General features: G+C 61.1%; 16 protein-coding genes. 11 read left to right on the top strand and 5 right to left on the bottom strand.

Annotated features, from left to right (window positions below; translation table 11 throughout):
- Window positions 1-36: 36 nt before the first annotated feature.
- Complete coding sequence (cspE, locus tag GJA_RS18320; RefSeq protein WP_038495037.1) at window positions 37-240, bottom strand: transcription antiterminator/RNA stability regulator CspE; 204 nt, start codon at window positions 238-240, stop codon at window positions 37-39.
- Between the two features lie 322 nt (window positions 241-562).
- Between cspE and clpS the strand changes: the two genes are divergently transcribed.
- The 3 genes from clpS to GJA_RS18305 all read left to right on the top strand — a co-directional run bounded on the left by clpS (window position 563) and on the right by GJA_RS18305 (window position 6723).
- Window positions 563-865, top strand: a complete 303-nt coding sequence (gene clpS, locus GJA_RS18315) for an ATP-dependent Clp protease adapter ClpS (protein WP_017876854.1) — start codon at window positions 563-565, stop codon at window positions 863-865.
- Entirely contained in the window at window positions 862-3162 is a 2301-nt protein-coding gene (gene clpA, locus GJA_RS18310) for an ATP-dependent Clp protease ATP-binding subunit ClpA (RefSeq protein ID WP_038495030.1), read from the top strand. Before clpS ends, clpA begins: the two co-directional genes overlap by 4 nt.
- A gap of 216 nt (window positions 3163-3378) precedes the next feature.
- Complete coding sequence (locus tag GJA_RS18305) at window positions 3379-6723, top strand: S41 family peptidase (RefSeq protein ID WP_038495027.1); 3345 nt, start codon at window positions 3379-3381, stop codon at window positions 6721-6723.
- Between the two features lie 12 nt (window positions 6724-6735).
- Here the strand turns inward: GJA_RS18305 and prpR are convergent, their stop codons facing one another.
- The gene (prpR, locus tag GJA_RS18300; protein WP_038495024.1) at window positions 6736-8376 is read right to left on the bottom strand and encodes a propionate catabolism operon regulatory protein PrpR; all 1641 of its coding nucleotides are present in this window, start codon (window positions 8374-8376) and stop codon (window positions 6736-6738) included.
- A gap of 157 nt (window positions 8377-8533) precedes the next feature.
- On the opposite strand from prpR, the gene GJA_RS18295 reads away from it, so the two are divergent.
- A complete protein-coding gene (locus GJA_RS18295; RefSeq protein WP_038495021.1) occupies window positions 8534-12178 on the top strand; it encodes a sensor domain-containing protein in 3645 nt (1214 codons plus the stop codon).
- On the opposite strand, the gene xth is transcribed toward GJA_RS18295, so the two are convergent.
- Window positions 12175-12939: an exodeoxyribonuclease III gene (xth, locus tag GJA_RS18290; protein WP_038495019.1), complete on the bottom strand. Its 765-nt coding sequence runs from the start codon at window positions 12937-12939 to the stop codon at window positions 12175-12177. The two genes, GJA_RS18295 and xth, sit on opposite strands and share 4 nt — an antisense overlap.
- A 190-nt stretch (window positions 12940-13129) precedes the next feature.
- Window positions 13130-13837 (bottom strand): S24 family peptidase, encoded by a 708-nt coding sequence (locus GJA_RS18285; RefSeq protein WP_242404576.1) that lies wholly within the window; start codon window positions 13835-13837, stop codon window positions 13130-13132.
- 166 nt (window positions 13838-14003) lie between these two features.
- Between GJA_RS18285 and GJA_RS18280 the strand changes: the two genes are divergently transcribed.
- The 5 genes from GJA_RS18280 to GJA_RS18260 all read left to right on the top strand — a co-directional run bounded on the left by GJA_RS18280 (window position 14004) and on the right by GJA_RS18260 (window position 16809).
- Window positions 14004-14504 carry a hypothetical protein gene (locus GJA_RS18280; protein WP_144241587.1) on the top strand — a complete coding sequence of 167 codons (501 nt, stop codon included), beginning with the start codon at window positions 14004-14006 and terminating at the stop codon, window positions 14502-14504.
- A 604-nt stretch (window positions 14505-15108) separates the two neighbouring features.
- Complete coding sequence (locus tag GJA_RS18275; protein ID WP_242404575.1) at window positions 15109-15501, top strand: phiTE_015 family protein; 393 nt, start codon at window positions 15109-15111, stop codon at window positions 15499-15501.
- An 11-nt stretch (window positions 15502-15512) separates the two neighbouring features.
- Window positions 15513-15701 carry a DUF1653 domain-containing protein gene (locus GJA_RS18270; protein WP_038495008.1) on the top strand — a complete coding sequence of 63 codons (189 nt, stop codon included), beginning with the start codon at window positions 15513-15515 and terminating at the stop codon, window positions 15699-15701.
- Between the two features lie 92 nt (window positions 15702-15793).
- Window positions 15794-16276, top strand: a complete 483-nt coding sequence (locus tag GJA_RS18265; RefSeq protein ID WP_081905475.1) for a CreA family protein — start codon at window positions 15794-15796, stop codon at window positions 16274-16276.
- A 32-nt stretch (window positions 16277-16308) separates the two neighbouring features.
- The gene (locus GJA_RS18260) at window positions 16309-16809 is read left to right on the top strand and encodes a hypothetical protein (protein WP_174525961.1); all 501 of its coding nucleotides are present in this window, start codon (window positions 16309-16311) and stop codon (window positions 16807-16809) included.
- Window positions 16810-16940: 131 nt separating this feature from the next.
- On the opposite strand, the gene GJA_RS18255 is transcribed toward GJA_RS18260, so the two are convergent.
- Entirely contained in the window at window positions 16941-18434 is a 1494-nt protein-coding gene (locus GJA_RS18255) for a leucyl aminopeptidase (protein ID WP_038495005.1), read from the bottom strand.
- An 80-nt stretch (window positions 18435-18514) separates the two neighbouring features.
- Here GJA_RS18255 and lptF point away from each other — a divergent pair, with 80 nt between their 5' ends.
- A complete protein-coding gene (gene lptF / locus GJA_RS18250) occupies window positions 18515-19648 on the top strand; it encodes an LPS export ABC transporter permease LptF (RefSeq protein WP_038495002.1) in 1134 nt (377 codons plus the stop codon).
- Complete coding sequence (gene lptG / locus GJA_RS18245) at window positions 19645-20814, top strand: LPS export ABC transporter permease LptG (RefSeq protein WP_038494999.1); 1170 nt, start codon at window positions 19645-19647, stop codon at window positions 20812-20814. The genes lptF and lptG overlap by 4 nt, the downstream gene beginning before the upstream one ends.
- The last annotated feature ends 1 nt before the right edge of the window (window position 20815 follow it).

The following is a 20815-nucleotide window of genomic DNA, read 5'->3' as shown; positions in this document are numbered from 1 at the left end:
GCCGGGGCGGGGTTTTTCACGTCCGGGGCGGGTAAATTAACCAGCCTGGATGTTGGAAGCTTGCTTGCCTTTAGGGCCTTGCGTGACTTCGAACTGAACTTTTTGACCTTCTTTGAGGGTCTTGAAACCGTTCATGTTGATTGCGGAGAAATGAGCAAACAAATCTTCGCCGCCATCATCTGGAGTGATGAAGCCAAAACCTTTGGAATCATTGAACCACTTAACTGTACCTGTTGCCATAAAAAGAACTTTCAAAATTAATACTAATCACACGAGCCATAAAAGCAAGAAGCTTCTTGCCCCCTCCTCGACGTCTCACTTCTTATCAAGCTGTACATTACTGCAACAGTCGATACCGCATTGTTGGCGGAATAAATTACGAAGTCAAGCGCTTTTCCGTTGATATTGCCAAATTCTTCACATGCGTTCAAAAAGCAACTCTTGATTTTGGCGAGAGGGTCGCCATCTGCGAATTATTCAGAAAGCGCGTAAGATTGAAAACAATTGGAAGAGCGCTGATATTAGCGCATGACATCCACCCTGAAAGCATTAGAATAAGCGTATGGCAACCAAGCACGACACCGAAACCCTGCTGGAGCGGCAGACGCTGAAGCCGCCGCCCTTGTACCAGGTGGCCTTGTTGAATGATGACTATACACCGATGGAATTCGTAGTCGCCGTGATTCAAGAGTATTTTAATAAAGACCGTGAAACTGCGACGCAAATCATGCTCAGTGTTCACCGCTACGGCAAAGGAGTGTGCGGCGTGTTCTCTAAAGATATAGCGTGTACCAAAGTGGAGTTTGTTTTAACGCATGCACGCAAGGCGGGACATCCCCTGCAATGTGTGATGGAGGAAGTATGATTGCGCAGGAATTAGAAGTTAGTTTGCATATGGCGTTTGTCGAAGCACGGCAGGCACGGCACGAATTCATCACGGTCGAGCATTTACTGCTTGCGCTGCTGGATAATCCTTCGGCGGCCGAGGTGCTGCGTGCCTGCGCGGTCAATCTCGACGACTTACGCAAAACCTTGACCAATTTTATCGGCGATAACACTCCGACCGTGCCAGGCACGGGCGAAGTCGATACGCAGCCGACGCTCGGCTTTCAGCGCGTGATCCAACGTGCCATCATGCACGTGCAATCTGCTTCGAACGGCAAGAAGGAAGTGACCGGCGCCAATGTGCTGGTGGCGATCTTCGGCGAGAAGGATTCGCATGCCGTCTATTATCTGCATCAGCAAGGCGTGACCCGTCTCGACGTGGTCAACTTCATCTCGCACGGCGTGCGCAAGGACCAGCAAGCCGACAGCGTCAAGGCGTCGGAAGGCGTGGAAGAAGCGCCGGCCGAAGGCCAGCAAAAGGAAAGCCCGCTCGACCAGTTCACGCAAAACCTGAACAAGGCCGCGGCGGAAGGCAAGATCGATCCCTTGATCGGCCGCGAAGACGAAGTCGACCGCGTGATCCAGATCCTGTGCCGTCGCCGCAAGAACAATCCGCTGCTGGTCGGCGAAGCCGGGGTCGGCAAGACCGCCATCGCGGAGGGCCTGGCCTGGCGCGTGACGCAGGGCGACGTGCCGGAAATCCTGCAAAACGCCGTCGTGTATTCGCTCGACATGGGCGCTTTGCTGGCCGGCACCAAATACCGCGGCGACTTCGAGCAGCGTTTGAAGGCGGTCCTGAAGCAATTGAAGGACAACCCGAACGGCATCCTGTTCATCGATGAAATCCATACCATCATCGGCGCCGGCTCGGCGTCGGGCGGGACGCTCGATGCATCCAATCTGCTGAAACCGGCGCTGTCGAACGGCCAGTTGAAGTGCATCGGCGCCACCACCTACACCGAGTTCCGCGGCGTGTTTGAAAAAGACCACGCCTTGAGCCGCCGCTTCCAGAAAGTGGATGTCAACGAACCGACCGTCGAGCAAACCGTGCAAATCCTGCGCGGCTTGAAATCGCGTTTCGAAGAGCATCATGGCGTCAAGTATTCGGCGTCGGCGCTGTCGACCGCGGCCGAACTGGCGGCACGCTTCATCAACGACCGTCATTTGCCGGACAAGGCCATCGACGTCATCGACGAAGCGGGCGCGGCGCAGCGCATCTTGCCGAAGTCCAAGCAGAAAAAGACCATCGGCAAGAGCGAGATCGAAGACATCATCGCCAAGATCGCGCGGATTCCGCCGCAAACCGTCAACCAGGACGACCGCAGCAAGCTGCAAACCATCGACCGCGACTTGCGCAACGTGGTGTTCGGCCAGGATCCGGCGATCGAAGCGCTGGCGTCGGCGATCAAGATGGCGCGCGCCGGCCTCGGCAAGACCGACAAGCCGATCGGCTCCTTCCTGTTTTCCGGTCCTACCGGCGTCGGCAAGACCGAAGTGGCGAAACAACTGGCGTTCATCCTCGGTATCGAGCTGATCCGTTTCGACATGTCGGAATACATGGAGCGCCACGCGGTCAGCCGCTTGATCGGCGCGCCGCCGGGTTATGTCGGCTTCGACCAGGGCGGCTTGCTGACCGAGGCGATCACCAAGAAACCGCATGCGGTATTGCTGCTCGATGAAATTGAAAAAGCCCATCCGGACATTTTCAACATCCTGCTGCAGGTGATGGACCATGGCACGCTGACCGACAACAATGGCCGCAAGGCGGATTTCCGCAACGTGATCATCATCATGACCACCAATGCGGGAGCGGAAAGCTTGCAAAAAGCGTCGATCGGCTTCACCAATTCGAAGCAGGCCGGCGACGAGATGGCCGATATCAAGCGCATGTTTACGCCGGAGTTCCGCAACCGTATCGATGCGACGATCAGCTTCCGCGCGCTGGATGAAGAGATCATCTTGCGAGTGGTCGACAAGTTCCTGATGCAGCTGGAAGAGCAGTTGCATGAGAAAAAGGTCGAGGCGGTCTTCACCGAGAAATTGCGTAAATTCCTCGGCAAGAAAGGGTTCGATCCTCTGATGGGCGCGCGTCCGATGTCGCGCCTGATCCAGGACATGATACGCAAGGCGCTGGCCGACGAATTGCTGTTTGGCCGCCTGGTCAGCGGTGGCCGCATCACCGTCGACCTGGACGACAAAGACCAGGTCAAGCTGGAATTCCCGGAATCGGATGCGACTCCACCGACCAGCCCGCCAGAAACCGTCGAAGTCGAGTAAAGCTGTTTTCTCCAGAAAACCCGCCCGCATTCAGCGGCGCGGGTTTTTTTACGCCCGGTTTATGGCGTATTTACTATTGCTAGCAAATCGATAGTTCAAAAAAAGCATCAAAATACGACAATCGTGATAAAAAAGCTTGGTTTGGCAGCGACAAGCTGTGCCAGAATTAGTTTCCCGGCGTAAAGCTAATTTGCGCAGCTCTTCTGCCCCCAAGCCATGAAACTCTCGATACTCGCTTTTTCCCTGCTGTCCGCCGGCCTGTGGTCCGGCTGGGCCAGCCAGGCCCATGCCGCCGACGCTTATTTCCGTTTTCCCGCGATTCGCGGCGATAGCGTGGTGTTCACCGCCGAGGGCGATTTGTGGCGTACCGGCGCACAGGGCGGCGCGGCGCAGCGGCTGACGACGCACCCGGCCGCCGAAACCAATGCCGCGATTTCGCGCGACGGCCGCTGGGTCGCTTTTTCGGCGTCGTATGAGGGCGCGCAGGAAGTGTATGTGATGCCGCTGGCCGGCGGTTTGCCGCGGCGACTATCGTTTGAGAACGGTAGCGCCATCGTGCTGGGCTGGACCGCGCAGGGCGAAGTGCTATTCAGTACGCAAGGCAGCGGCGGCCCGTCCGGTTACCGCATCGTTGCCGCGATCGATCCGGCCAGCATGATCAGGCGCGTGTTCCCGGTGGCCGACGCGAATGACGCGGTGCTCGATGACAGCGGCAAGACGCTGTATTTCACGCGCTTCGGCCTGGCGCTGACCAACGATAACGTCAAGCATTACCGGGGCGGCGCGCATGCGCAATTATGGCGCTATGAACTGGATGGCAAGGGCGAAGCCGAACTGTTGCGCGGCAATGATAAGGGCAACGACAAGCGGCCGATGTGGTGGCAGGGGCAAGTGTATTTCATCAGCGACCGCAAGGGCGCCGACAATCTGTGGGTGATGAATCCGGATGGCAGCGGCCGCCGTTCATTGACGGCCTACAAGGATTGGGACGTGCGCAACGCCGCGCTGGGCGATGGCAAGATCGTGTTCCAGATCGGCGCCGACTTGCACGTGCTGGACCTGGCGACTGAAAACGACCAGGCGCTGAAAATCAGCCTGGTCTCCGATTTCGACCAGCAGCGCGCGCGCCAGATCCGCTCGCCGCTGGATAACCTGACCAATGTGCAATTGTCGGGCAAGGATGAGCGCATCATCCTGACCGCGCGCGGCCGGGTCAGCATCGCCGGCACCGGCAGCGCGCGCCGTGTCGAAATCGCCGTGCCGGAAGGCGCGCGGGCGCGCGACGCGGTGTTCAGCCAGGATGAAAAATCGGTGTATGCGATCGTCGATACCAGCGGCGAAAACGAAATCTGGAAATTCGCCGCCGACGGTTCCGGCCATGGCGAGCAATTGACGCGTGACGGCAATAACTTCCGCTGGAAACTGTACCCGTCGCCGGATGGCCGCTGGCTGGCCCATACCGACAAGCGCGGCCGTTTCTGGCTGTTCGACCTGGTGGCCAGGACCAATGTGATCATCGACGACGCCGGCAAGGCGGGCGTCGACAAGCATGAAGAAGTGTTGTGGTCGCCGGACAGCAAGAACCTGGCCGTGGTGCGGGTGGCCAGCAATGAACAGCGCGAACAGATCGGCTTGTATAACTTGCAGTCGAAGCAGCTCGATTTTGTCACCAGCGACCGCTACACGTCCAGTTCGCCGGTATTTTCGCCGGACGGCCGCTGGCTGTACTTCCTGTCGGCACGCAATTTTAAACTGGCCAACGGTTCGCCGTGGGGCGACCGCAATATGGGGCCGGTGTTCGACAAGCGGGTCGGAGTGTTTGCGTTGGCCTTGCAGCCCGGTAACCGCTTCCCGTTCAAGCCCGACGATGAATTGAGCAAGCCGGGTATCAAGCCGCCGGAAACGGCGGATGAAAAAGTGGCGGAAAAAGCCGCCGAGAAAGTGGTCGAGAAAGCCGTCGCGAAGGCAGCAGCTCAGCCCGTCGATAAAACCGTGCCGCGATTGCCGGCCGTGGTGTATGCCGGCCTGGCGCAGCGCTTGTATGAAGTACCGCTGGCCTCCGGCAACTACAGCGGCTTGACGATGGATGACAAGCGCCTGTACTTCCTGGAGCAGGACGGCACCGAAGGCAAGGCCACCCTGAAAACGCTGGCGATCGCCGGCAATGGCCCGTTGCCGGAAGTGTTTGCCGCGAACGTGCGCGAATACGATCTGGCGCAAAATAAAAAGCATGTGTATTACCGCACCTTCGCCGCCGGCGCGCCCGGGGACATGCTGGTGGTCGACGCGGGGCCGAAGGCGCCGGCCGATGTCAGCAAGGCCAAGGTCAAGGTCGACGACTGGAGTTTTGTGTCGAATCCGCGGCTCGAATGGCGCCAGATGTTCAACGATGCGTGGCGCTTCCACCGCGACTTCCTGTACGACGTCAAGATGCGCGGCGTGAACTGGAACGGCGTGCGCGACAAATATGCGCCGCTGGTCGAACGGGTCACCGACCGCGCCGAATTGAACGATGTGCTGGGCATGATGGTCAGCGAAGTCGGCGCGCTGCATTCGCAAATCCGGCCCGGCGAATTGCGCCGGCCGGCGCAGGAAGGCACGCCGGCCGGCCTCGGCGCGGTGCTGGCGCGCACCCCCGAAGGTTATGTGGTCGAGCGGATTTACCGCAGCGAAGCGGAGTTGCCGCTGGAACGTTCGCCGCTGGCGCGCGCCGACGTCGATGTCAGGGAAGGCGACCTGATCACCGCCGTCAACGGCAAGTCGGTGCTGGAGGCGCGCGATATCGCCGACCTGCTGCTGAACCAGGCCGACAAGCAGGTGCTGCTGCAAGTCCGGCGCGGCAAGCAGGCGCCGCGCGCGATGATCGTGCTGCCGGTGAATATGGCCAGGCATAATGCGCTGCGCTACAGCGACTGGGAACAAAGCCGCGCCGCGCAGGTGGCGCAAGTGTCGCAGGGGCGCATCGGCTACCTGCACTTGCGGGCCATGGGCGCGTCCGACATCGCCGCGTTTGCGCGCGACTTTTACGCCAACATCAACCGCGACGGCCTGATCATCGATGTGCGCCGCAATAACGGCGGCAATATCGATAGCTGGATCATCGAAAAACTGTTGCGCAAGGCGTGGGCCTTCTGGTCCGCTCCCGGCTTGCAGCCATCGTCGAACATGCAGAACACCTTCCGCGGCCACCTGGTGGTGCTGGTCGACGAACTGACGTATTCGGATGGCGAGACTTTCGCCGCCGGCATCAAGGCGCTGGGACTGGGACCGCTGGTCGGCAAGCGCACCGCCGGCGCCGGCGTCTGGCTCGGCGATAACACCCAGCTGAGCGACAGCGGCATGGCGCGGGTCGCCGAAAGCGGCCAGTTCGGCGCCGACGGCCAATGGCTGATCGAAGGCGTCGGGGTGGCGCCGGATGTCGAAGTCGACAACCCGCCGCATGCGACCTTCAACGGCGCCGACCGCCAACTGGAAGTGGCGCTCGACATGCTGACCAGGAAACTGAAGGACCAGCCGGTGCCGCAATACCGGCCGCAGGCGATCCCGGCGCTGAAGTATTAGTATCGAGAGGCTTCAGGCCTGCTCGGCGCGCAGCTTGCGCCACAGCGTGGTGCGGCTGATGCCGAGATAGTCGGCGGCGGCATCGCGCTTGCCGCCGAAGCGGGCCAGCACCTCGGTGGCGCTTTCGCGTCGCTGCGGCGGATTGAGGTAGACCTGCGCCGGAGGCGCATCGGAGCGCTGAGGTTCTGGCGTCAATTGCGGTGCCAGCTCCGGCGCTGCCCCGAGCACGAAATTCGGCGTCAGCGCCTGCAGCGGTTCGGCCGCCAGGAACAGCGCCAGGCGTTCGGCCAGGTTGCGCAATTCGCGTACATTGCCGGGCCAGCGGTGGCCTGCCAGCAGCGCGGCGCAAGCGTCCAGTTCTGCGGGCAGGTTCGGATGCGGCCGCGCGCCGAGCGCCGCCAGCGCGTTTTTCAACGACCACAGCATCAGGCTCATGATGTCGTCCGGACGCTCGCGCAGCGGCGGCACATGCAGGCGCAGCACCGCCAGCCGGTAAAACAGGTCGGCCCGGAAGCGGCCTTCGCGCACGCGCTGTTCCAGGTCGCAATGGGTGGCGCTGATGATGCGCACATTGACGGCCACCGGGCGGGTGCCGCCGACCCGCACCACTTCACGCTCTTCGAGCACGCGCAGCAAGCGGGTTTGCAAGGCCAGCGGCATTTCGCCGACCTCGTCGAGCAGCAGCGTGCCGCCGTTGGCCGCCTCGAACAGGCCGGCGTGGCCGCCGCGCCGCGCGCCGGTGAACGCGCCTTCTTCATGGCCGAACAATTCCGACTCCAGCAGCGATTCGGCGATGGCGCCGCAATTGACGGCGACGAACGGCCGGTTCGGCCCCAGGCTGCGCGGACTTTCGCGGTGAATTGCCTGCGCAACTAGTTCCTTGCCACAACCAGTTTCGCCCTGGATCAATACTGTGGCGGGAGACTTGGCATACAGTACCACCGACTGGCGCAGTTTTTCCATTGCCGGCGAAACGCCGCGCAAATCGTGCAAGCCGTGTTTCGCTTGCAAGGTGTCGGCTACCGCGACGCGCCGGCCGCGGTTCGATTCGAGCTGGGTCAGGCGCGCCAGTTCCAGCGCATCGTCGAAGGCGCGCCGGATCGAGGCGGCGGAATACAGGAATACGCCGGTCAGGCCCGCTTCTTCGGCCAGGTCGGTGATCAGGCCGGCGCCGACGATGACCTTGATGCCGGCCGCTTTCAAGTCGTTGATCTGGGCCCGCGCATCCTCTTCGGTGGCGTAGGTGCGCTGGGCAATCGGGAAACCGAAGGTGGCGCTGAATTCAAGCAGCTCCGGCATCGCTTCCTGGTAGGTGATGACGCCGATGCGCGGCGATACGCGGCGCGCCCGCACCAGCGCCTGCATCACGTCGAAGCCGCTGGCCTTGGCGATGACCAACGGCACCGACAGGCGGCCTTTCAGGTAGGCGCCGTTGGAGCCGGCCGCGATTACCGCGTCGCAGCGTTCGGTGGCCATGCGTTCGCGGATATGGCGCGCCGCGTCGTCGAAGCCGAGGTTGATCGGTTCGATGGTGGCCAGGTGGTCGTATTCCAGCGTGATGTCGCGGAACAGGTCGAACAGGCGCGATACGGACACGGTCCAGATGACAGGCTTGTCGTTGCTGTCCAGGGGCGGGGAAGGGAGGCGGCGCATCGGCTTATTTTAATCGATCCCGTTTCATTGTTTCAATATGAGACGGCTGATGAAACGCTGCCGGGCCAATGATGATGTCAACCAGTGCGCAATCTGGTTTATGATTTGGGGGCGTTACGCTGTCAGGCGGCCTTTCTTAACTGCTGTACTGGTGTCCATGAACCGAGCTTCGACCTCTGCCGATTTGATAAGCGGCGCCTTGCAATTGATCGGCTTGCCGGCTTGCGCCTGCGACAGCGGCGGCCTGGTGAGCGCCGTCAATCCAGCGCTGACCAGCATGCTGGGGCGCGACCTGTGCGGACGCTTGCTGGCCGATTGCTTCACGCCCGCATGCCGCGTATCCGGCAGCGCCTGCCTGAGCGAGGCGACCGCGCACGACGGCATCGAACGCCGGTGGGACAGCCAGCTGCAGGGCGCGGCGGGCACGCTGGCGGTGCAGATCTGGGCCAAGCCGTTGCCGGCTGGCGGCGGCGCGACGCTGATGTTCAACGACGTCAGCGTGCACCAGCGCGACCAGCAGGCATTGCGCAAGACGCTGCTGGAAGAGCAGGCGATCCTGGAAAACGCCGCCGTCGGCATCTTGTTTTCCAAGGCCGGCATGATCCAGGAGTGCAATATCCGCGCCGCTGAAATGCTCGGTTACGCACGCCATGAACTGCAAGGCGAGAGCGCCCTGATCGTGTACCGTTCGGAACAGGATTACGCCGAACTGGGCCGCGAGGCCGGGCCGTTGCTGGCCAAGGGGCGGCCGTTCCGCGGCGAGCTGCAATTGCGCCGCAAGGATGGCGCCTTGCTGTGGTGCCGGCTGCACGGGCGCGCGATCGACCCGTTGAATCCCCGCGACGGCACGGTGTGGATCATGGAAGACATCAGCAGCCACCGGCGCGACGCCGACCGGCTGCGCCGTTCGATGCTGGAAATGCAGGCGGTGATGGACAATGCGCCGCTGGCGATCGGCTTCCAGCGCGGCAAGCGCATCTTGCGCTACAACCAGCGCTTCGCCGAGTTTTTCGGCTTCAGCGGCGACAGCGGCATCGGCTGTCCGGTGCATGGCCTGTATCCGAGCCGCGACGCGTATGACGCGGTGGCCAGGCAGGCCCGACCGCTGCTGGTGCGCGGCAAGCCGTATCAGGCCGAGATGGAAATGCGGCGCCAGGACGGCAGCACCTTCTGGGCCCGCGCCTTCGGTTATGTGATCAATCCCGAGCGCGGCACGCGCGACACGATCTGGATCTTCGACGACCGCAGCGAGCAGAAAGAGGCCGAGGAAGCGACCCGGCAATTGCTGCTGGAGCAAAAGGCGATCCTCGACAATGCGTCGGTCGGCATCCTGTTTTCGAAGGCGCGCCTGATGCTCAGTTCGAATCCGCGCTTTGCCGAGATGTTCGGTTATACCCGGCAGGAGCTGGTCGGCCAGCCGGCGGCCGGACTGTTCCCGTCGCCATCCGATTACGAGGCGTTCGGTGCCGAGGCGGCGCCATTGCTGGGCTGCGGCCAGCCGTTCGAAAAAAGCGAATGCCGCTTCAAGCGCAAGGACGGCACGCTGTTCTGGTGCCGCGTGCGCGCCAAGGCGGTCGACCAGGAACATAGCGAGCATGGCTCGATCTGGATCCTGGAAGACATCAGCGAAAGCCGCCAGACCCACATGGAAGTCGAGGCCATCATGACCAATGCCTCGGTCGCCATCCTGTTCACCAAGAACCGCGTCATCACCCGCTACAACCACGGTTTCGCCGACCTGTTCGGCTACCACGGCGACGAGGGGCTGGGCATCCCCGGCCGCGCGCTGTACACCTCGCAGGAATCGTATGAAAAGCTGGGCGCGGCGGCGTTTCCCTTCCTGTCGGTCGGCAAGCCATTCCAGACCGAAGTGGACATGCAGCGCAAGGATGGCAGCAGGCTGTGGGCGCAGCTGATCGGCTACGTGGTCAACCCGGCCGATACCGCGCAGGGCACGATCTGGATCATCGAAGACCGCAGCGAGCAAAAGCGCGCCGAGGAATCGCTGCGCAATGCGCTGCTGGAAAACCAGGCCATCCTCGACAGCGCGGTGCTGGGCATCGCGGTGATCGAAAACGGCTTCAATTTACGCTGCAACACCAAGATGGAGGAATTGTTCGGCTACGGGCCGGGCGAAATCGACGGCAAGTCGGTGCGGCTGCTGTATCCCGACCTGGCGGCATGGGATGCGGCGCGGCTGGAAACGGCCGGCGACTTTCGCGCCGGGCGGGTGCATATGTCGGAATACCAGCTGGTGCGCAAGGATGGCGGCACCTTCTGGGCGCGGCTGTCGGGCCGGCCGTTCGACCTGGCGCAAGCCAACGGCCGTTCGGTATGGCTGGTGGACGACGTCACGGCGCGGCGCGAGGCGGCCGATGCGGTGCGCCGCGCGCGCGACGAGCTGGAAGTGCGGGTGCTGGAACGCACCGCCGAACTGGCCGGCGCCAACAGCCTGCTGCAAGGCGAGATCGTCGAGCGGCGCCAGGCCGAGGCGCGGGTGCACCACATGGCGTACCACGACAGCCTGACCGGCTTGCCGAACCGCGCGCTGCTGTCCGACCGGCTGGACCGGGCCATGCTGGCGGCGCGGCGCGCCGAGCGGCGCCTGGCGGTCATGTTCATCGACCTGGACCGTTTCAAGACCATCAACGATTCGCTGGGCCACATGACCGGCGACAGCCTGCTGAAGGAAGTGGCCGGCCGGCTGTGCCGCGCGGTACGCGCCAGCGACACCGTGGCGCGTCTCGGCGGCGACGAATTCGTGGTGCTGGTGCCGGGCATCCGCAAGGCCGCCGAGGCCGGCCGGGTGGCCGAGAAAATCATCGAGGCGCTGGCCGCCGCGTTCCCGGTCGAGCAGCACCTGCTGCACATCACGCCGTCGATCGGCATCTGCGTTTATCCCGACGATGGCGAGGACGTGGCCACGCTGATGCGCCACGCCGATGCGGCGATGTACCACGCCAAGGCCAGCGGCCGCAACAACCACCAGTTCTTCACGCAGAAAATGAACCAGGCGGCGGCCCGTCATTTCGAACTGGAGAGCTGCCTGCGGGTGGCGCTGGCGCAGCAGCAGTTCGAACTGTTTTACCAGCCCATCATCGATACCGCGACGCGCAGCCTGCACGCGATGGAAGTGCTGCTGCGCTGGCGCCGCCCGGGCCACGGCCTGGTCTTGCCGGACAATTTCATTCCGATCATCGAAGAAAACGGCCTGATCGTGCCGATCGGCGAATGGGTCATGCGGCGCGCCTGCGAACAGATCATGGCCTGGAAAAGGCAGGGGCTGGTGCCGGTGCCGCTGGCGGTGAACCTGTCGCCGCGCCAGTTCATGCACGGCGGCCTGGTCGAGTCGATCCGGCGCATCCTGGAGCAGACCGGCGTCGATCCATCCTTGCTGGAATTTGAAATCACCGAAACCGCGCTGATGCAGCAGGGCGCGCATACGCTGGAAATCCTCGACCAGATCAACGGCATGGGCATCCGGCTGTCGATCGACGATTTCGGCACCGGTTATTCCAGCCTGTCCTACCTGAAACGCTTCCCGGTCAAAAAGGTCAAGATCGACCGCGCCTTCATCAAGGACCTGGAGCACAGCGCGGAAGACCGCGCCATCGTGGCGGCGATCATCGCGCTGGCCGACAGCCTGTTATTGTCGGCCGTGGCCGAAGGAGTGGAAACCGAACAGCAGTTCGCGCTGCTGCGCCAGGGCGGCTGCCGCTACGCCCAGGGTTATCTGTTTTCGCAGCCGGTGCCGCAAGACAGCGCCGAGCAATTGCTGCTGCGCGCGCCGGCCGGGGATTAATCGATGGTGGCGACTACCGGCGCGTGGTCCGACGGCTGTTCCCATTTGCGCGGCACGCGGTCGATGATGCAGGCGCTGCAGCGCTCGGCCAGCGCCTTCGACAGCAGGATATGGTCGATCCGCAAGCCCTTGTTCAGGCGGAAGCCGAGCTGGCGGTAATCCCACCAGCTGAACGATTTTTCCGCTTGCTCGAACAGGCGGAACGCGTCGTGCAGGCCGATGTCGAGCAAGCGCTGCAAGGCCGCGCGCTCCTTGTCCGACACCAGCACCTGGCCGGCCCACGCGACCGGGTCGTGCACGTCGCGGTCGTCCGGCGCGATATTGTAGTCGCCGACCACCGCCAGCTGCGGGTGCCGCGCGGCTTCCTCGGCCAGCCAGTCGTGCAGCGCGGCCAGCCAGCCCAGCTTGTATTCGTATTTGTCGGAATCGACGCTCTGGCCGTTCGGCACATAGGCGCACACCACCCGCACGCCGGCTATGGTGGCGGCCAGGATGCGCTGCTGCACGTCTTCATAGCGCGGATTGTTCTTGACCACGTCCTCGATCGGCAGCCTGGACAGGATCGCCACGCCGTTATAGGTTTTCTGGCCGCTGAAGACCACGTGATAACCGGCCGCCTCGATCTCGGCGACGGGGAATTTATCGTCGGTCAGCTTGGTCTCTTGCAGGCACAGGATGTCGACCGGATTATCGGCCAGCCATTGCAACACTTGCGGCAGGCGCACTTTCAGGGAGTTGACGTTCCAGGTGGTTAATTTCATTGTTTGCCTCGTGTGTTGGATGGGGAGCGTTGGTCGTGGATGATACAGGATCGCTGCCGGAGCTTCGGCGGCCTACGCCGGCGCCATCAAACGCTATCGGTCCGACTTTATCATTTGATGATGGGACGCCGACGGATCGGTTCAGCGTCAAACGTGGATGGCTGAAAGTGCGCGCGCGCCGGGCGCCGGCTCAGATGCGGTCGCTTTCCTTGCGCACGACCCGGCCGACGACGATGCATTCGCCGCTGCGGCACAGCTTGCGGTGGTATTTGCGCTGGTCCGGATTATCCGACGACAGCCACCATTCGCCGATGTCGCGCGACAGCCGCTTGACCACCGCCTCGCCCTCGTAATTGAGGGCAAACACGGCGCCGTCGACGATGGTCTTGTCGGCGGTGTTGACCACCACCATATCGCCGGCATACAGCGCCGGCTCCATGCTTTCGCCCTTGACCTGGATCGCGATCAGGCGCTCCGGCGCGTAACCGTTTTGCCGTACCCATTCGCGGCTGACCGTCAAGGTGCCGCCATGCTCGCTGACCGGCTCGGTCTGGAAGCCGGTGACGCCGGCCGACAGGCGCAGCCTGACCTTGTTGATCTTGATGAATTCCGGATCGCCCTCGTCGCGCACCACCACTTGCAAATGCTCGAAACCGGTGGCGCCTGCCGGACTGCCCGGCGGTCCGATGCGGTCCAGGAAAAACAGCGGCAACTTGCATTGCTGTTCGATCTTGCGCGCCATTTTTTCGCCGAAATTCTTGCCGTCGCGGTAAGTCTCGGACAGCAGTTGCGACAAGCGGCTTTCTGTAAACAGATACTTGCGGCCGAATGCCGCCGGGTTGCCGTTTTCCTCATCTTCGATGAGCTTGCGCAGATTGTGTCGCCGAATTGAATGCATGTCCATGGCCGCATTTTAGTACACATCTTTATCATTTGGGTAAATTATCATTTGATTGACATTTGTAATTATCGTTTGATAAAGTTCAGGCAGGGGCAAGTTTTAAGTTCAGCAAGTTTTAAGCGCAATCCACTGGCCGCATCACACACTGCAACGAGGAGTCGACATGAAACGAGAAACAATCACATTGGCATGGGGCGGCAAATGCGCCCCGGCAGCGGATAGTATTTTCCAGCGCGGCCTGGAACCTGCCGTTCCCGTTGCGGCAGTGCGCGTGCCGCGCCGCGCCGCCGTGCCGGCGCCGCTGGCCGGCCAGTGGCTGCGGCCGGAACCGCTGGATATGTGCCTGGATCTGTGGAAAATCTGGATGGCGGGCGACGCCGACCGCGACCTGGGCATCAAGACCACGCGCTTCCTGAACGGCGGCGATGGCCACAGTGTCGATTTATACGAAGCCCAGCAAGCCAGCGATACCCGTATCGCCGAAGCCACCGACGCCATGATCGACAGCATGAGCCGCATCCATGCGTGGGCCATCTATCGTTTGAGCGGCCAGGCCACTGCCTGGACGTTCCCGAACGCTTCGTTGAGCGAAGTGGGACAAGAGGCGCGCGGCGAGTTGCGCAAACTTCTCAAAAAAAATGTGTGCACGGGCGTATTTTTCTGATCTGCCCTTAACAATGATCACGCCGCTTTCGAGCGGCTTTTTTTTCGTCTCACGCTTTCGTAGTGCTCCCGCTGGCATGGGCGCGGTGCCGGTGTCGTTCGCGGAAATGGCGTGCCGGCAAAGGCAGGTCGGCATCACGCGCGATGGGTGGGAGGTGCAGTTGCTGCACCGTTTGTCGCTCGGGCCAGCTTGCTGTTTCTTTTGCGCAACAGTTTCCTATGGGAATATAAAATTGTTTTAAGGAATTATGTGTATCAATGTTCAATTCATTTGTTTGATTTTCCATAAAGCGAACGCTGGTACATCTGTCCGGCATCGAATAACGCAACGTTCAATTGAACTTTCTCGCTAAAAAACGCTAAAAACTACTAGAATATCGGTCATTATGACAACGGTGTAATAAACTATTGTCATGATATCTGGTTGTAATTGCAATATGAGGATTACAGACGATTGTGCCAAAACGAAGTAACAAATCGTGCTTGGCGTCGCATGACTTGTTATATAAAATGCAGTTAGGTGCCATAGATACTGTTTTACAGCGTCAATAGATGGTACTATTTTGAAATATTGCTGTTTTAATAGTGAGACATGCGCGTAGCATTTGCAAAGGAAGAAAATGCGAACTGCATTTGAAGCGTGGGCGCAGCGTGACGGCCACATTGTTCGTCGCAGGGAAGACAAACCTGACGAATACCTGATATTCGAAACACAGCGCCGCTGGGTGATCTGGCAGGCTGCGTTAACACATGGGAAAACCGCCGCCAAGGCGCCCAGGGTCAGCGCCGCCGAGAAGGCGCGCCTGAATGCCCTGCGTTCGGCCGAGATTTCTTCGGACGAGGCGTCGGTGCGTAACAAGGTGCTCAATGAAGTGCTCGATGCATTTTCCGATATCGACGGCGCGGCCGGCATGGAAGGCATCTTGAAAGTCATTCAGGGCTTGAAGAAAAAGCAGCGTGCGCTGGCTGACGACAAAAGCGAAGACTCCAAGGCTTGAAGGAGTCCGTGATGCGTTACCGGCATTACAAGGGCGGCATCTACGAGCTGGTCTGCATCGCCACGCTGAAATCGGACTTGACGCCGATGGTAGTGTATCGCGCCGCTGACGGGGCCATCTGGACCATGCCGGAAGACGTTTTTTTCCAGCTGATCGAAGTCGATAGCGTCATGCTGCAGCGGTTTGCGCCGATTAATTAGGCGCATCATGCGTGCGCATGACGGCATGGCGCGGTTCGGCTATGATAGTCTGGCAGTTCCGATTGCTTCACTCCTACCTTGTCAGGATCGTCATGCGTATCAGTAAAGCGCTGTGCGTGCTATCGTTGCTGGCAAGCGCCAGCCTGGGCTCCCTGGCCGCCGCCGAAACCATCGGCGCGGTCGATACCGCCTTCAAGTTGATCGGTCCCGACCACAAGGTGGTGGTCGAAGTGTTCGACGATCCCAAGGTCGGCGGCGTCAGTTGTTATTTGTCGCGCGCCAAGACCGGCGGCATCAAGGGCGCGGTCGGACTGGCCGAAGACAAGGCCGAGTCCTCGGTCGCCTGCCGCCAGGTGGGGCCGCTGGAATTCAAGGGTAAACTGCCGCAGCAGGAAGAAGTGTTTACCGAGCGAGCCTCGATCTTCTTCAAGCACGTGCGCGTGGTGCGCATGCTCGACACCAGGCGCAATGCGCTGGTGTACCTGGTGTATTCCGACCGGCTGGTCGACGGCAGCCCGAAAAACAGCGTCACTGCGGTGCCCGTGCCGGCCAGCCAGCCGCTGCCGCTGCGCTGATAAGGCTACTTTCTTTTATTTCGATAGTCATCATGGCACGCTACCTCAAGTTTCTGCCGCCGCTGCTGGCCGCGGCCATGCTGGGCGCTTGCGGCACGCTGGCAGGCTCGACCGACCAGCAAGTGCTGGTGCAAACCATACAGGACAACCGCGAAGTCGGTGGCGCCGGCTGCATCTTGTCGAATGACGTAGGCAAATGGTTCGTCACCACGCCCGGCCGCGTCGTGATCCGTAAAAGCATGGGGCCGTTGCGGGTCGACTGCAAGAAGTCCGGCGGCGGTTCGGCCAGCGAGGCGATCGACTCGCAGCGCAATGGCGGCCTGTTGCTGGGGAACGTAGTGATGACGCTGGGCGTCGGCTACCTGGTCGACCGCAGTACCGGCACCGCCTTCGATTATCCGTCGACGCTGACCATCGTCATGAAGCCGAAGGAAGTCCCGCTGCCGGTGGCGGCCCCGCAGGCGCCAACCCAGGCGCCGGAACCTCCGCCGCCAAAACCGGAACTTCCGGCCGGCCCGTCGGAACTCTACTGATATATCAATCAGAAAAAAGAGAAAATAAAGAAAAACAGCCCGCTGCATTGCTGCGCCGGGCTGTTTTCTTATGCGCGGGTGGTCAAACCCGCGCATGCATACTTTTATACTCTCTTTTACACCCTGTTATTTTATACCCTGTTAATCAGGAAGTTCGTCAGCAAAGGCACCGGCCGGCCGGTCGCGCCTTTTGCGCTGCCCGATTTCCATGCCGTGCCGGCGATGTCCAGGTGGGCCCAGGTATATTTCCTGGTGAAGTTTTCCAGGAACGCCGCCGCCGTCACCGAACCGCCGCCCGGCGTGCCGATGTTGGCCAGGTCGGCGAAGTTCGATTTCAACTGTTCGTTGTACGCTTCTTCGATCGGCATGCGCCATGCGGTGTCGCTGGCTTGCTTGCCGGCGGCCAGCAATTCATTGGCCAGCTTGTCGTGCGCCGCATCGCTGCGGGTGAACAGGCCGCTGTTGTGGTGGCCCAGCGCGATCACGCAGGCGCCGGTCAGGGTGGCGATATCGACCACGACGGCCGGGTTGAAGCGCTCGGCGTAGGCCAGCGCGTCGCACAGCACCAGGCGGCCTTCGGCGTCGGTGTTCAGGATTTCAATGGTCAGGCCATTCATCGAGGTGACGATGTCGCCCGGCTTGGTGGCGCGGCCGGACGGCATGTTTTCGCAGGCGGCGATCACGCCGATCACGTTCAGCTTCAGGTTCATTTCGCCGATCGCGCGGAAGGTGCCCAGCACCGACGCGGCGCCGCACATGTCGTACTTCATTTCATCCATGCCGGGACCGGCCTTGATCGAAATGCCGCCGGTGTCGAAGGTGATGCCTTTGCCGACCAATACCACCGGCGCATCCTTGGCCTTGCCGCCCATGTGCTTGAGGACGATGAACTTCGGCGGCTGTTCGCTGCCGTTGGTGACCGACAGGAAGCTGCCCATTTTCAGCGCTTCGAGCTGTTTGCGGTCGAGGATTTCAATGTCGAACTTGTAATCCTTGCCCAATTGCCTGGCGGTGTTGGCCAGGTAGGTCGGGTTGCAGATGTTGGCCGGCAGGTCGCCCAGCTTGCGGGTCAGGTCCATGCCGTTGGCGATCGCGATGCTTTGCGCCAGCGCGGCGCGGGTGGCCGTATTGGCCGGCAGCGCCAGGGTGATCTTGCGTACGCCGGCGGGAGCCGGGTCTTTCTTGCTTTTTTGGGTATCGCTGCGGTAATCGCTCTCGTGGGCGGCTTGCACCACGCAACGGATCGCCCAATTTACATCGCGCTCTTTCACTTCCGACAGCGGTAATGCGATAATGGCGTCCGCGGCGCCCAGCGAGCCAAATGCTTTCAGCGCCGCCTGCACACCGGATGCAAAACTCTTTTCGCTGACGATTTCGTCGCTGCCCATGCCAACCAGCAGTACGCGCGCGGCGCTGACGCCATTGACGGCGCGCAGCAGCAGCGTGGTGCCGGCTTTGCCGCTGATATCGCCGGACTTCAGCGCAGCCGTGATGTCACCCGCGCCGTCGAGGGCCTTGGCCGCCGGCGAGAGTTTTTTGTTTTCAAATACCGCGACGGCGATGCAGCCCGTTTTTGCTGCATTGAGTGGGGTCTTGGTATCGAATGCTTTTATGCTAAAGTCCATTTGGTTCTCCGTTTTTCATTTGCTGGTAATGTGCTACTTAATTTGTTACATCACTCACTGACCCGAATTATAAACTTCGAATGATCTTTCAACGTGCGCTTCGACGCGAGATGGCCAGTGTTGCCGGGGCCACCTTCACCGTTCTATTCACCATTTTCGTCACATGGTCGCTGATCACCATCCTCGGCAAGGCCGCGGGAGGCAAGGTCGCGTCGGGCGATGTGATTTCACTGATCATCTTCGCAGCCTTGAATTATCTGCCAACCATCATCATCCTCACCAGCTTTATTTCGGTGCTGATGGTGGTCACCCGCACCTACCGCGATTCCGAGATGGTGGTCTGGTTCGCCTCGGGCCTGAGCCTGGCGCGCTGGATCCGGCCGGTACTGACCTTCGGCATGCCGCTGGTGCTGATCACCGCGCTGCTCAGTTTTTACGCCACGCCATGGGCCAAGCAAAAGAGCGATGAATACGTGTCGCGCTTCGAACAGCGCGAAGATTTGCAAAAGGTCTCGCCCGGCCAGTTCCGCGAATCGGCGTCCAGCAACCGCATCTTCTTCGTCGAGGGAGCCAGCGGAGAAAAGGCCAATGTGCATAATGTCTTTGTCAATACCGTCGACCAGAATGGCAGCACAGTGGTGGTGGCCAGGGAAGGCGTGATCCGCACCGATGCCAAGGGCGTGCGTTCGCTGGTGCTGAAAAACGGCCGGCGCTACCAGGGTACGCCTGGCCAGTCCGACTTCCAGACCATGGAATTCGAGACTTACAGCGTGCGCATCGAAAGCAAGCAGCAGGAGCTGGGCGCCGACCTCGAAGTGGGCGCACTGCCGACCGCCGCGCTGCTGAAGAGCTGGAACCAGTACACCATGGCCGAACTGCTGTGGCGCATCAGCGCGCCGCTGATTTGCCTGGTGCTGATCTTGCTGGCGATCCCGCTGGGCTTCGTCAATCCGCGCGCCGGCAGTTCGGTCAACCTGATCATCGCGCTGTTGATCTTTTTCACGTATAGCAATTTGACCAAGCTGATCGAGGCCAGCGTCAAGCAAGGCCGCTTCACGTTCGGCGTATCGTGGTGGCCGCTGCACCTGGTGGCGCTGCTGGCCGTGGTCGGGCTGTTCGCCTGGCGCTTGAACGTCAACCATCGTTACCACCCCCTGGTCTTGCTGGCTGCGCTGAAGCGCCGCCGCAATCCCAAGAATGCGGCACCTCAATGAAGATTTTACAGCGCTATTTCGCAGTCTCGATTTTCCAGGCGGTCGCCTTCGTGCTGGTCACCTTCCTGGGGCTGCTGGCCTTCATGGACTTGACCGGCGAACTGGCCGCGGTCGGCAAGAACGGCTACACCATCCAGTACGCCTTGCTGTACGTGCTGATGCTGATGCCGGGCCATGTGTATGAGGTGATGCCGATCGCCGCGCTGATCGGCACCATCTACACGATGGCGCAATTCGCCTCCAGTTCCGAGTTCACCATCATGCGCGCGTCCAGCATGTCGACCTCGATGGCGGCCTGGTTCCTGTTTCGCATCGGCGTGGTGTTTGTCGTCATCACCTTCATTTTCGGCGAATTGATCACCCCGCGCACCACGCCGCTGGCGGAAAAGATCAAGCTGATCTCGGCCGGCAGCGTCATGTCGGGCGAGTTCCGCTCCGGGCTGTGGACCAAGGATATCGTCAAGAGCGACGGTTTGCGCGGCAGCGTGACCGGCTCGCGCTTCTTCAATGTGCGCGAAGCCCGTTCGGACGGCCAGCTGACCGACGTCAAGCTGTATGAGTTCGACACCAATATGCGGATGCGCAGCATCACCACCGCCAAGAACGCCACCTTCCAGGGCCAGAATACCTGGCGCCTGCAAGACGTGACCGAAACGCGCTTCAGCAATAGCGCGTCGGCCAAGCCGGGTTTTGAACCGACGCTGCAAAATAATTACGAACAGCAGAGCAGCCTGGTCGTCACCGAGAAAAGCGCCACCAAGGACATGGTCTCGGAAATCACGCCGAAGATCCTGTCGGTGTCGTCGTCCGATCCGGAACGCATGTCGGCCAACGAACTGGCCGTCTATACGCGCCACCTGACCGAAAACAAGCAGGAGACCGAGCGCTTCAAAATCGCCTTCTGGAAGAAAATCATCGATCCGCTGGCGATCTTCGTGCTGATGGCGCTGGCGCTGCCGTTCGCCTACCTGCATATCCGCAGCGGCGGCATCAGCCTGAAGATCTTCATCGGCATCATGATCGGCGTCAGCTTCTTGCTGATCAATACACTGTTTTCGCACCTGGGCTTGCTCAGCACGTGGCCGGCGTTCCTGACCGCGCTGGCGCCCAGCCTGTTATTCCTGCTGCTGGCGCTGAGCGCCCTGTGGTGGGTCGAAAGGCATTGAC

The organism is Janthinobacterium agaricidamnosum NBRC 102515 = DSM 9628, assembly GCF_000723165.1.
Taxonomy (GTDB): domain Bacteria; phylum Pseudomonadota; class Gammaproteobacteria; order Burkholderiales; family Burkholderiaceae_D; genus Janthinobacterium; species Janthinobacterium agaricidamnosum.
This window is presented reverse-complemented; position numbering and strand designations above follow the sequence as displayed.

Excerpts from the sequence above, each read along its gene's own strand:
- cspE (WP_038495037.1), bottom strand. The coding sequence starts at position 240 with ATGGCAACAGGTACAGTTAAGTGGTTCAATGATTCCAAAGGTTTTGGC.
- clpS (WP_017876854.1), top strand. The coding sequence starts at position 563 with ATGGCAACCAAGCACGACACCGAAACCCTGCTGGAGCGGCAGACGCTG.
- clpA (WP_038495030.1), top strand. The coding sequence starts at position 862 with ATGATTGCGCAGGAATTAGAAGTTAGTTTGCATATGGCGTTTGTCGAA.
- GJA_RS18305 (WP_038495027.1), top strand. The coding sequence starts at position 3,379 with ATGAAACTCTCGATACTCGCTTTTTCCCTGCTGTCCGCCGGCCTGTGG.
- prpR (WP_038495024.1), bottom strand. The coding sequence starts at position 8,376 with ATGCGCCGCCTCCCTTCCCCGCCCCTGGACAGCAACGACAAGCCTGTC.
- GJA_RS18295 (WP_038495021.1), top strand. The coding sequence starts at position 8,534 with ATGAACCGAGCTTCGACCTCTGCCGATTTGATAAGCGGCGCCTTGCAA.
- xth (WP_038495019.1), bottom strand. The coding sequence starts at position 12,939 with ATGAAATTAACCACCTGGAACGTCAACTCCCTGAAAGTGCGCCTGCCG.
- GJA_RS18285 (WP_242404576.1), bottom strand. The coding sequence starts at position 13,837 with ATGCATTCAATTCGGCGACACAATCTGCGCAAGCTCATCGAAGATGAG.
- GJA_RS18280 (WP_144241587.1), top strand. The coding sequence starts at position 14,004 with ATGAAACGAGAAACAATCACATTGGCATGGGGCGGCAAATGCGCCCCG.
- GJA_RS18270 (WP_038495008.1), top strand. The coding sequence starts at position 15,513 with ATGCGTTACCGGCATTACAAGGGCGGCATCTACGAGCTGGTCTGCATC.
- GJA_RS18265 (WP_081905475.1), top strand. The coding sequence starts at position 15,794 with ATGCGTATCAGTAAAGCGCTGTGCGTGCTATCGTTGCTGGCAAGCGCC.
- GJA_RS18260 (WP_174525961.1), top strand. The coding sequence starts at position 16,309 with ATGGCACGCTACCTCAAGTTTCTGCCGCCGCTGCTGGCCGCGGCCATG.
- GJA_RS18255 (WP_038495005.1), bottom strand. The coding sequence starts at position 18,434 with ATGGACTTTAGCATAAAAGCATTCGATACCAAGACCCCACTCAATGCA.
- lptF (WP_038495002.1), top strand. The coding sequence starts at position 18,515 with ATGATCTTTCAACGTGCGCTTCGACGCGAGATGGCCAGTGTTGCCGGG.
- lptG (WP_038494999.1), top strand. The coding sequence starts at position 19,645 with ATGAAGATTTTACAGCGCTATTTCGCAGTCTCGATTTTCCAGGCGGTC.